The sequence below is a fragment of the Mesorhizobium sp. M4A.F.Ca.ET.020.02.1.1 genome, from assembly GCF_004022645.1.
GTDB lineage: Bacteria > Pseudomonadota > Alphaproteobacteria > Rhizobiales > Rhizobiaceae > Mesorhizobium.
This window is the reverse complement of sequence record NZ_RZOI01000146.1, coordinates 1-10,242: the sequence shown is the minus strand read 5'-3', so window position 1 is coordinate 10,242 and position 10,242 is coordinate 1. Positions and strand designations below refer to the sequence as shown.

General features: G+C 64.4%; 13 protein-coding genes and 1 pseudogene. 7 read left to right on the top strand and 7 right to left on the bottom strand.

Annotated elements, in window-relative coordinates:
* Positions 1–94: 94 nt before the first annotated feature.
* Positions 95–235 carry a zinc-binding dehydrogenase gene (locus EN742_RS12290; protein ID WP_245455415.1) on the bottom strand — a complete coding sequence of 47 codons (141 nt, stop codon included), beginning with the start codon at positions 233–235 and terminating at the stop codon, positions 95–97.
* 63 nt (positions 236–298) lie between these two features.
* Entirely contained in the window at positions 299–421 is a 123-nt protein-coding gene (locus EN742_RS40230) for a hypothetical protein (protein ID WP_348627278.1), read from the bottom strand.
* Here EN742_RS40230 and EN742_RS12285 point away from each other — a divergent pair.
* Positions 366–729 (top strand): annotated as a pseudogene (locus EN742_RS12285) (helix-turn-helix domain-containing protein). The gene EN742_RS40230 and the pseudogene EN742_RS12285 sit on opposite strands and share 56 nt — an antisense overlap.
* Positions 730–787: 58 nt before the next feature.
* Here EN742_RS12285 and EN742_RS12280 read toward each other — a convergent pair.
* Positions 788–1,393, bottom strand: coding sequence for an NADPH-dependent FMN reductase (locus EN742_RS12280; RefSeq protein ID WP_126058723.1), 606 nt, complete (start codon positions 1,391–1,393; stop codon positions 788–790).
* Positions 1,394–1,486: 93 nt separating this feature from the next.
* Here EN742_RS12280 and EN742_RS12275 point away from each other — a divergent pair, with 93 nt between their 5' ends.
* Positions 1,487–1,855 (top strand): helix-turn-helix domain-containing protein, encoded by a 369-nt coding sequence (locus tag EN742_RS12275; RefSeq protein ID WP_187331432.1) that lies wholly within the window; start codon positions 1,487–1,489, stop codon positions 1,853–1,855.
* A 100-nt stretch (positions 1,856–1,955) separates the two neighbouring features.
* On the opposite strand, the gene EN742_RS12270 is transcribed toward EN742_RS12275, so the two are convergent.
* The 3 genes from EN742_RS12270 to EN742_RS12260 all read right to left on the bottom strand — a co-directional run bounded on the left by EN742_RS12270 (position 1,956) and on the right by EN742_RS12260 (position 3,757).
* Positions 1,956–2,249, bottom strand: a complete 294-nt coding sequence (locus tag EN742_RS12270; protein ID WP_126058721.1) for a hypothetical protein — start codon at positions 2,247–2,249, stop codon at positions 1,956–1,958.
* 70 nt (positions 2,250–2,319) lie between these two features.
* Entirely contained in the window at positions 2,320–2,715 is a 396-nt protein-coding gene (locus EN742_RS12265; protein ID WP_126058720.1) for an acyl-CoA thioesterase, read from the bottom strand.
* 100 nt (positions 2,716–2,815) lie between these two features.
* Positions 2,816–3,757 (bottom strand): phosphoribosylaminoimidazolesuccinocarboxamide synthase, encoded by a 942-nt coding sequence (locus EN742_RS12260; RefSeq protein WP_126058719.1) that lies wholly within the window; start codon positions 3,755–3,757, stop codon positions 2,816–2,818.
* A gap of 207 nt (positions 3,758–3,964) precedes the next feature.
* Between EN742_RS12260 and EN742_RS12255 the strand changes: the two genes are divergently transcribed.
* From EN742_RS12255 to EN742_RS12245, 3 genes are read left to right on the top strand one after another with little or no spacing between them, the layout of a single operon-like run.
* Entirely contained in the window at positions 3,965–5,581 is a 1,617-nt protein-coding gene (locus tag EN742_RS12255) for a GMC family oxidoreductase N-terminal domain-containing protein (RefSeq protein ID WP_126058718.1), read from the top strand.
* Complete coding sequence (locus EN742_RS12250; RefSeq protein ID WP_126058717.1) at positions 5,578–6,789, top strand: mandelate racemase/muconate lactonizing enzyme family protein; 1,212 nt, start codon at positions 5,578–5,580, stop codon at positions 6,787–6,789. The genes EN742_RS12255 and EN742_RS12250 overlap by 4 nt, the downstream gene beginning before the upstream one ends.
* Positions 6,786–7,709 carry an NAD(P)-dependent oxidoreductase gene (locus EN742_RS12245; RefSeq protein ID WP_126058716.1) on the top strand — a complete coding sequence of 308 codons (924 nt, stop codon included), beginning with the start codon at positions 6,786–6,788 and terminating at the stop codon, positions 7,707–7,709. The genes EN742_RS12250 and EN742_RS12245 overlap by 4 nt, the downstream gene beginning before the upstream one ends.
* Positions 7,710–7,801: 92 nt before the next feature.
* Here the strand turns inward: EN742_RS12245 and EN742_RS12240 are convergent, their stop codons facing one another.
* Positions 7,802–8,740: a diacylglycerol kinase family protein gene (locus EN742_RS12240; RefSeq protein WP_126058715.1), complete on the bottom strand. Its 939-nt coding sequence runs from the start codon at positions 8,738–8,740 to the stop codon at positions 7,802–7,804.
* A 150-nt stretch (positions 8,741–8,890) separates the two neighbouring features.
* Here EN742_RS12240 and EN742_RS38060 point away from each other — a divergent pair, with 150 nt between their 5' ends.
* Both EN742_RS38060 and EN742_RS12235 read left to right on the top strand, forming a co-directional pair.
* On the top strand, positions 8,891–9,052 hold the full coding sequence (locus tag EN742_RS38060) for a hypothetical protein (RefSeq protein ID WP_189347798.1): 162 nt from the start codon (positions 8,891–8,893) through the stop codon (positions 9,050–9,052).
* 823 nt (positions 9,053–9,875) lie between these two features.
* The coding region (locus tag EN742_RS12235; RefSeq protein WP_128332850.1) for a hypothetical protein at positions 9,876–10,242 on the top strand (367 nt) is incomplete at its 3' end.

Sequence of the window (10,242 nt, the reverse complement as noted above, 5' to 3'; positions counted from 1 at the left end):
GCCATCGCCACGGGCCTGCGACGAGCCGGATTTTCGGGTGGCTGGCTGTGACCAGCAGCGATGACCAGGCGGGTTCCAGAATCGACCACGACAATCACGCCACCAGCACGATCTTACCTGTCGAGCGGCGCTCCTTGATAAGGCGGTGAGCCGCACCGGCCTGGTCGAGTGGGAAGCGGCCACCGGACGTGACACCCAACAGGCCGCCGGCAGCCAAATCGAAAAGCTGGCGCAAGCCACGGCAAACTCCGATCGCTATGGCATCGGCCGTGCATTGCCACTATCTGCGCTGTCTCGACTACACACTCATTTGTCCGCTGCTCACCAGGAAGTGACCATGGCCGGCCCGATCAAGAGAACTGCCGATGCTGCCGGCGGAGCGTGCCTTGAAAGTAATCTCGAGCCGCTGGAAGACGGTCATCCTCTACCACCTGTTCGATGGTCCCCGGAGACTCTCGTCGCTGAAGGCACTGGTGCCTTCGATCACCCAGAAGGTGCTGATCCAGCAGTTGCGCGAAATGGAGGAGCACGGCCTTGTTCGCCGCGAGGGTCTTCGCCTAGATCCCGTCGCGCGTCGAATACTTCGCGACGCCCCTTGGGCTCAGCCCCGAGCCCATCCTTCTGGCGCTGTGCGAATGGGGGCAGCACCATGCCGACGAGCTCGACGAGCACGACCGGGTGGCGGACTGCGTCATGAGGCCGAGGCAGTCCGCGCAGGCGGCAAATTGAAAAGGGCGGCGCAAGCGCCGCCCCATATCCCTTGGGAGGATTGTCTCGGATTGACGGCTCAGGCCGCCTTGGCTTCCTCGGCGATCGCGTCGGCCGCGCGGGCCGCCTTGAGCACCTTGGCCCACCAGGCGACGTCGTTGACGAGCGCCGCGGCGGCCTGGTTCAGATGCTCGAGATCCTCGAGCTTCTTCTCGCCCTGGCGAACCGCCAGGAAATCGCCCCAGGCGATATGGACCGCCGACTTGACCGGCGCCATCTGCAGCTCGACGGCGTAGAGGCGGAGCTGTTCGACGGCGCGCGAGCCGCCGACGCTGCCATAGCCGACGAAACCGGCCGGCTTCTTGTTCCACTCGTTGGCGGCGTAGTCGATGGCGTTCTTCAGCACACCCGTCGGGCCGTGATTGTACTCGGCGGCGGTGAAGATGAAGCCGTCGAAAGAGGCGACCTTCTTCTGCCAGCGCTGCGCCACCTCGTTCTGCGACGGCGCCCAGGCGGAGGAAGCGACCTCGTCGAAGAACGGCAGCGGGAAGTCGCGCAGGTCGACGACTTCGACGTCGATGTCTGCATGCGCCTTGGCGATCTTGGCGATCCACTCGGTCGGCACGTCGGCGAAGCGTGCGGCGCGCGTCGAACCGACGATAATGGCGATTTTGGGCTTGGACATTTTGGGAGGCTCTCCTTGCGGGAAATTGTGGTATCGTTTGGATACCGGCGCTATATGAGATACCGCAAAAGCGAAGTGCAAGGAGGCACGTTTTTGTTACTGAGGCACCCGCATATCACCGAAGACTGTCGCGCCGTGTCGGAAATCCTGCAGCGCGTCGGCGACAAATGGACCGTTCTGGTGGTCGGCAAGCTCGGCGACGGACCGCTGCGCTTCAATGAACTGCGCGCCGCCGTCGGCGGCATTTCGCAGAAGATGCTGACCACCACATTGCGCGGTCTGGAGCGCGATGGCTTCGTCATCCGCACCGTCTTCCCGACCATCCCGCCGCGCGTCGACTACGAGCTGACAGAGCTTGGCCACGAGCTGTTGGTCCCCGTCAGCGCGCTCGGCGCATGGGCGCGCAGGAACACCGCCAGGGTCAGGGCCGCGCGCGAGAAATTCGACGGTCTGCACGGCTGAAAGCCTGTTGCCGCAAGGATTTTTGGCGCAAGCCCGCGAAGGATGAACCTTCGTGCCGACCCGTTTTCTGGCCGGCCGCTGTGGCGTGTCCGTCCCGTTTTCAGCTTCCGGTGGATCGTCTCGCAGTCAGCCCGGCGGGCCGTCTGCTCGCGGCAATCGTCCGCGGTTTCTGGCCGGCGTCGCAACTGATCGCCAGGCATTTTTCGCTTGCGCCCGGCGGCTTGCCGATGACGCAATTTTGCGAAGCGCAAGAGAGCCTGGCATCGGCTTGCTTGATCTCGGTATAGGCGGTTGCGGCGAGCAGGCCGAACAGGCCCAGGACGGCTCCCGCAAGAACACCGTTCAGCGTTCGTTGACGCATTGTCTTCCCCCAAGCCCCGGCGGACTTGGTCACGGAAATTTGCGCATGACTGTGAAGGAGCTCACGCAGCCCGCCGGCAGGGCCCTCGCCTGCCGGAGCCGGGTTAGCCTTCGGCCGGAACCGCCTTCGGCTTGCCCTCGCCGTCCAGCGCCACCATGACGAAATCGGCATGGGTGACCTTCTCCATCAGGTCGGACAGATAGCGCTGCGCCCAGGCCTCGACCTTGAGCGCCATCGAGGTGCGGCCGACGCGCTCGACATGGGTGTAGATGCAGAGCGTGTCGCCGATCTTCATCGGCTTGGCGAAGGACATCTCCTTGACCGCCGCCGTCACCACGCGGCCCTTGGCGCGCTCGGCGGCGCGGATGCCGCAGGCAAGGTCCATCTGCGCCATCACCCAGCCGCCGAAGATATCGCCAGCCGCGTTGGCGTCGGACGGCATGGCCAGCGTCCGCAGTGTCAGGTCGCCGATCGGCCGTCCGTCCGCGTAGTGCACCATACCGCAAATCCCCTGAGATCGATGACATGATCCCGTAGCGTCACGGCGCCGGCAGGTCAACGCGCCGCCGATGCTGTCGCAAGGAGCGGCTGGCTTGACCCTAAAAGTAGCGCTCGAGGTTCGCGCGGATGCGATCGAGCACGGTAGCCCCGGAAACGTCGGGGACGAATTCCTTGCCGGTGATCGCCTCATAGGCCTGCGCATAGACCTGCGAAGCCTGTGCGACGATCTCGTCCGGTATCGTCGGGATCGGATCCCTGTAAGGATCGCAGCGCGCCGCGACCCATGACCGGATGAAATCCTTGTCGAAACTCTCCGGCCGCCCACCGCTCGCGAAGGCATCTTCGTAGCTCGCCGCAATCCAGTACCGGCTGCTGTCCGGCGTATGGATTTCGTCGGCCAGGATTATGGCCCCGCTCTTGTCGGTGCCGAATTCATATTTCGTATCGGCCAGGATCAGGCCGCGTTCGGCGGCTCGCGCCTGGCCGCGGGCGAACAGCCGCAAGGCGTAGTCCGACACCGTATCCCACTGTGCTGGCGTAAGAAGTCCCTGTTCGAGGATCTCGGCCTTCGACAGCGGCTCGTCATGGCCGCCATCCGCGGCCTTGCTCGTCGGGGTGATCACCGGCTCGGCCAATCTCTCATTGTCGCGCAAGCCGTCCGGCAGGTTCATTCCATACATGGTCCGCTCGCCCTTCCGGTACCTGGTCAGGATCGAGGTGCTGGTGGTTCCCGCCAGATAGCCGCGCACGACGATCTCGACCGGCAGGATATCGAGCCTTGTGCCGACGACGACGTTCGGGTCGGGGTATTCGAGAACATGGTTCGGGCAGATGTCGGCCGTTTCCTCGAACCAGTAGCGGGCGGTCTGGGTGAGGATCTCGCCCTTGAACGGGATCGAGGCCAGGATGATGTCGAAGGCGCTGAGGCGATCGGTGGCGATGATGATGCGCCTGCCGTCCGGCAGGTCGTAGTTTTCGCGGACCTTGCCCTTGTAGTAACCGGGCAGTTCCGGGATGAAGGCATCGGAGAGGGTACGCATATGGATCTCCTGCCTCCCGCGGATTGCTCGATGCCTTCGCATAAGCTCTCGACCCCGTGCATATCAAGCGGGATTGTCGGGTTATCCCGCAACTCCATCGTATTGCGGCGGTCGTATTTTTCACAACCGATGCCGGAAGGCGCGGCGACGCGGCGAACCCGGCGCGTCTAGGCTGCGGCCAGATTTCCGGAGCCGCACCGACCAGTCATGCAGACCTATGATTTCATCATCGTCGGCTCCGGCTCGGCCGGTTCGGTGCTTGCCGAAAGACTGTCGGCATCGGGCCGTTTCTCGGTCCTGGTGCTGGAGGCCGGCGGCACCGACCGCCGCTTCTACGTCCAGATGCCGCTCGGCTACGGCAAGACCTTCTTCGACCCGGCCGTCAACTGGAACTATAAAGCGGAGCCCGATCCTGGCCTTGGCGGAAACGCCGACCACTGGCCGCGCGGCAAGCTGCTCGGCGGGTCGAGCTCGATCAACGCCATGGTGTATATCAGGGGGGCGCGCGAGGATTTCGACGCCTGGGCAGCCGCCGGCAATCCAGGTTGGAGCTACGACGACCTGCTCCCCGCCTTCAAGGCGCTGGAGGACAATGAAGCCGGCGCCAACCAGTGGCGCGGTGTCGGCGGCCCGTTGCGCATCACCGATTGCTCGGACGCGGTGCATCCGCTGACGAAGCGCTACCTGGCGGCCGCCCAACAGGCCGGCCTGCCGTTCAATCCGGACTTCAACGGCGCCTCCCAGGAAGGCGTCGGCATCTATCAGATCACCACCAAGGACGGCCGCCGCATGTCGACCGCCCGCGCCTTCCTGCGCCCGGCGATGCGGAGAAAAAATATCCGCGTCGAGACAAACGCGCTGGCGACGAAAATCGTGTTCGAGGGCAAGCGCGCCGTCGGTGTCGAATATCAGCAGAACGGCGAGACCAGGACCGCGCACGCTGGCCGTGAGGTCATCCTGTCCGGCGGCTCCATCAACTCGCCGCAGCTGCTGCAGCTCTCCGGTGTCGGCCCGTCGGCGCTGCTCGGAGACCTCGGCATTCCGCTCATCCACGCCAACGAGAATGTCGGCGCGAACCTGCAGGACCATGTCGGCATCAACTACACGTTCAAGGGCAGGCTGCCGACGCTGAACCAGATCCTGCGCCCCTGGTGGGGCAAGCTCATGGTCGGCATGCAGTACATCCTGTTCCGGTCCGGGCCGCTGTCGCTGTCGATGAACAATGCCGGCGGTTTCTTCCGCACCGACCCGACCCTGGCGCGGCCGAACATGCAGCTCTATTTCCAGGCCTTCTCCACCGTCATTCCGAAGAGCGGTGAGCGCCCGATCCTGACCCCCGACCCGTGGCCCGGCTTCTCGATCGGCCTTTCCAACTGCCGCCCGTCGAGCCGCGGCGAGATCATGATCCGCTCCAAGAACCCGCGCGACTATCCCCGGATCACGCCGCATGCCTATTCGACCAACGCCGATGTCGACGAGATGCTGGCGGCGGTGAAGTTCGTGCGTAAGATCGCCGCGATGCCGGCGATGGCCGAGATCATCGAGGAGGAGGTTTTGCCCGGCCCGTCGATCACGTCGGACGCCGACTTGATTGAGGATTTCAGGAAGCGCTCGGGCACCGTCTACCATCCGGTCTCAACCTGCCGCATGGGACCTGACGCCTCGCGCGCCGTCGTCGATCCGCGCCTCATGGTGCACGGGATTGCCGGCCTGCGCGTCATCGATGCTTCGATCTTTCCCGACAACATCACCGGCAACACCAACGCCGCCTCGATCCTCACCGGATGGAAAGGCGCCGAACTGGTTTTGGAGGATCAGAAATGAAGATCACCGACGTCAAGACCTGGGTTGTCGGCAACCCGCCGCCCGGCATCGGCGGCAAGTATTTCATCTTCGTCAAGCTCACCACCGATGGCGACGTGGTCGGCTATGGCGAGGCCTACAATGCCACCTTCTCCGGCCACGTCACCGCAAGGATGATCGAAGACATGGCCGAGCGTTACCTCATCGGCCGCGACCCGCACGACATCGAGAATCTCTTCCGCCGCATCTATTCCTCCGGCTTCACCCAGCGCCCGGACGTTTCCGGCATGGGCTGCTTCTCGGCGCTCGAAATGGCCTGCTGGGATATCATCGGCAAGGAAGCCGACAAGCCGGTCTACAAATTGCTCGGCGGCCAGGTGCACGAGACGCTGCGCTCCTACACCTACCTCTACCCGCACACTGGCAGCGTCCATTCCGAGGACGCGCGCGGCAAGAATGTCTACAACGACCCGGAGATGGCCGCCGCCTGCGCGCTCGAATATGTCGAGCAGGGCTTCAACGCCGTCAAGCTCGACCCGGCCGGCCCCTACACCGCCTTCGACGGCCACCAGCCGCGCCTAATCGACATCGACCTCTCTGCCCGTATGGTGAAGGCGATCCGCGAGGCCGTCGGAAACAGGGCGGACATCCTGTTCGGCACACATGGCCAATTCACCGCTTCGGGCGCGCTGCGGCTTGCCCGCGCCATCGAGCCCTATGACCCGCTATGGTTCGAGGAGCCGGTGCCGCCCGACATGCCCGAGGTGATGGCGCAGGTGGCGCGCGGTACGTCGATCCCGATTGCCACCGGCGAGCGGCTGACGACCAAGTTCGAGTTCGCTCGCGTCATCGAGAACCGCGCCGCGACCATCTTGCAGCCGGACCTTGGCCGCTCCGGCGGCATACTGGAAACCAAGAAGATCGCCGCCATGGCCGAGGCCTACCACATCCAGGTCGCGCCGCACTGTTATTGCGGGCCGATCGTCGGCGCCGCCAACATCCAGTTGGCCGTGACGCTGTCGAACTTCCTGATCCTGGAATCGCTGAAGCAATGGGACGGTTTTCACGCCACGTTGCTGAAGAAGAAGATCGAGTGGCAGGATGGCAACGTCATCCCGTCGAAGGAGCCCGGCCTCGGCGTCGAGCTCAATGAGGCGGTCTGCGACGCGCATCCCTACAGCGGCAAGGAACTGCATCTGCAGATGATGCAGACGCCGTTGATGCCGTGACCGCGCGGCCCGCTTACGCCTTCATCGGCCTTGGCCATCTTGGCGGCCACCTCGCCGCCAGCCTGGTCCGCGACGGCTTTGCCGTCACCGTCTTCGACCGCGACCCGGCAACCGTCGAGCGTCTGGTTGGGCTCGGCGCCAATGCCGCGAGCAGCCCGGCCGAGGCCGCCGCCCGCGCCGGCAATGCCGTCACCTGCCTGCCCTCGCCCAAGGTCAGCGAGACAGTGCTCGCCGGTCCCGGCGGATTGCTCGAAGGTCTGCCGAAGGACGGCACCTGGATCGAGATGTCGACCAACGGCCGCGACGAGATTGTGCGGCTCGCGGCACTGGCCTCAGCCAGGGGCATCGAGACGCTCGAATGTCCGGTCACCGGCGGCGTGCATCTGGCGGCGGCAGGCAGGATCACGGCCTTGGTCGGTGGTGATGCCGTGCTTTACGAGCGGCACCGGCCGGCCATCGAGGCGATGTGCGCAAAATCCTTCCTGATGGGTCCGATCGGCTCGGCGGCAGTGATCAAGGTCATCACCAACATGCTGGCTTTCATCCATCTTGTCGCCGCCGGCGAGGCGCTGATGCTGGCCAAGCAGGGCGGGCTGGACCTCGCCCAGGCCTACCACGCCATCGTCGCCTCCTCCGGCAACAGCTTCGTCCACGAGACCGAAAGCCAGCTGGTGCTCAACGGATCCTACGATATTGGCTTCACCATGGACCTGGCGCTGAAGGACCTCGGCTTCGCGCTTCGTATGGGCAAGGATTTCGGCGTGCCGCTTGATCTCGCCGCCCGCGTCAACGCGATCTTCGAGCAAGGCAAGGAAGCCTATGGCGGTGGCGCCTGGTCGACGCAGATCGTCAAGCTGCTCGAGGAGGCAGTCGGCACCGATCTGCGCGCGCCCGGATTCCCGTCCAAGCTTGAAATCTGAGGCGGCTAAACTTTACAAGCGATTTCAGCGATTTGGGCGGCTCGCCAGAACAAGGCCGGCAACCGCCTGAATCAGTTTCTCAACGTCTTGATTCAGTATCTGAGCGTCAGCGCTTCGGGCAGGATCTCGAACGTCGCCGGTATCCGGCCCGGCGACTCACCATCTATGTCGACCAGCGCGCCGTTCTTTTCCACATCGCCGAGCGGTTCGACAACCACTTTCTTGCCGCGCAGGATGGTGATCGCCGGATGGTTGCGGTGCCGTCCGCCATAGAGCAGCCGGATGTCCCAGATCAGCCTCAGCTTGCTCGCCGCACGCAGGATTACGATGTCGAAGGCGCCGTCGCCGAGTTCCGCGTCGGGCGCGATCATCATGCCGCCGCCGAAGAACTTTCCGTTGGCCACCGCCACCAGCGCCATCCGCGCTTCGACCGGCCGGCCGTCATCGACAGTGATCCTGACGTCCTGGAAGCGGTAGCGCATGAACTCCACCACGGTGCGCCAGAAGAACAGCGCCTTGGCAGAGACCTTGCCCTTGCGCTTGTCGGCATTGACCGCGCGGTCGGTCGCCCCTGAAAGCCCAAGGCTGGCAATGTTGATAAAATGGCGGCTGGCCAGCGCGCCATGATCGTCGATGTAACAGATGCGCCCGGCATCGATCTTGCGCGGCTTGGCTTCGGCGATGTGCTTCAGCGTGGCATCGATGTCGCGCGGCAGGCCGAGCCCGCGGGCAAAGTCGATGCCGGTGCCGCAGGGCAAGAGGCCGAGCTCGCATACCCGGCCGGTTTCGTCGAATGCCTGCAGCAGCCCGTCCGCCGTTTCGCTGGCCGTTCCATCGCCGCCCGCTGCGATGACCAGGTCGAAGCCGCTGGCGGCGAGGTCGAGCGCCAGCCTTTCGGCATCGCCTTCGGCCTGCGTCTCGCGCAGCTCATAGCCACCAAAATGCTCCTTCAGCGAAGCGCTGACCTCCGGCCAGTGCCGCTTCAGCCGGCCGCCACCGGCAATCGGATTGAGAACCACCCCGACCTTCAAGCAACCTCCCCAAGAGCATGATCCCGAACCGATAGGTCAGCGTAGCAAAAAGTGGGAACCGGTTTTCGGAAAGATCATGCTCCAACAAAGAATTGGATCAGGACGGCGATTCAACGAAACGTCATCCGGATCTAGGAATGTCAGGAGCGCTTGCGCCTGGAATCCTTTGCCGGTATTGAAGCCCGCGCCGCCTTGCGGGGCAAGCGCCGAATGTCCGCCAATACCGGATCATCGCAGATCGCCGCCGCGTTTCGCGCCTCTTTCGTCGGCTGCCCGAAAAAATCCTGCGCCGCCTGGCTTGGTCCCCGATAATCCCGCTATCCACAGGCTGGTGGCGGTTCCCCAAAGCCCTTACCCGGCGTACGTTAAACCCATCTCAGGCGGCTACCGATCGCCCAGCCGAAAGGCAAAGCGGAAAGGCGGATTTCCTGAGGCCCGCACGGTCCGGAACGAGAGCAGGCTTGCCTGTTGGAGGGACGGATGCCGGCGGGGCCGCGGAAAGCGTGCGAACGCCGACGGCGGACCGATGCTGCCATGAAGGCCGGTGAAAACCTTCGATGGCACGCTGGGCGAAGCCCGCAAGGGTGGTGACCGGCGTGGTCTGGAACGGGCGCTGCCCTCGGGTGGCGACTGGCAGGACCGTCAAAATCAAGGCCGGCTTGGCGCGACATCTTTCGGGAGTTGCTGCCGCGACCGTGTCCTGATCTGACAGGGAGGCGCTGGGAGAAATCCCAGCGCCGACTGTTTTTGGGCTCTCTCTTCTTCGCGGCCTCCCGTCTCCGGTCGCCTTGCCGTCCAACCGTGGGCGTCTTTCGTCGGCCATGGACTTGCCCACGTGGCTTTCACCCCACACGCATGGCTGCAACGGGCGCCGGAATCGGCTAACGCTATCCGCTCCCGGCCGACCCGGACACACGCCGGACCGGCCTGACCGTCGCCGTGCGCAAGCTGCATACGGCGCTGCCGGCGCTGATCAAGGCCGGCGCCAGGCTCAAGCACGTCTACGACGGTTGAGGCTTTTCAGTCACAGCCGGAGCCTCGGAAACATTCCGTCACGCACAAATCATAATCGTGGCCAAATCCCGCCTTGTTCCCCGGCGACTGGTCATTTGGGAACGAATCCGAGGACAAGACCGTGATCAAGACCGCCCTTGTCGCCATGACCATCGTCGGCTGCGACTGCGACGCCAAGCTTTGCGAGTATATCGGCGAAACGCCGGCCAAGTGGGCGACGATCGCCGATTGCGAAGCGGCGATGAAAAGCCAGATGCTGCACGAGCGCAACTTCAACTATCCGCTGGTTTCAGGCATCTGCCGCGCCAAGGGTTCGGCGTCTTCCTCCGAGCTCGCCGCGATAGCCTCGAAGCCTGACCTGACGCCCAGGCAGGCCACGGTCGATCCGCTGCCGCCCGAGCTCAGCCACCGGCCCAGCGTCCCCGTCGGCTCGCCGGCCACGGTCGCGGAAACCGAAGCCGCGAAGCCGGTCGCCTATGAAGCGGCGG

Excerpts from the sequence above, each read along its gene's own strand:
- EN742_RS12255 (WP_126058718.1), top strand. The coding sequence starts at position 3,965 with ATGCAGACCTATGATTTCATCATCGTCGGCTCCGGCTCGGCCGGTTCG.
- EN742_RS12250 (WP_126058717.1), top strand. The coding sequence starts at position 5,578 with ATGAAGATCACCGACGTCAAGACCTGGGTTGTCGGCAACCCGCCGCCC.
- EN742_RS12265 (WP_126058720.1), bottom strand. The coding sequence starts at position 2,715 with ATGGTGCACTACGCGGACGGACGGCCGATCGGCGACCTGACACTGCGG.
- EN742_RS12280 (WP_126058723.1), bottom strand. The coding sequence starts at position 1,393 with ATGTCCAAGCCCAAAATCGCCATTATCGTCGGTTCGACGCGCGCCGCA.
- EN742_RS40230 (WP_348627278.1), bottom strand. The coding sequence starts at position 421 with ATGACCGTCTTCCAGCGGCTCGAGATTACTTTCAAGGCACGCTCCGCC.
- EN742_RS12260 (WP_126058719.1), bottom strand. The coding sequence starts at position 3,757 with ATGCGTACCCTCTCCGATGCCTTCATCCCGGAACTGCCCGGTTACTAC.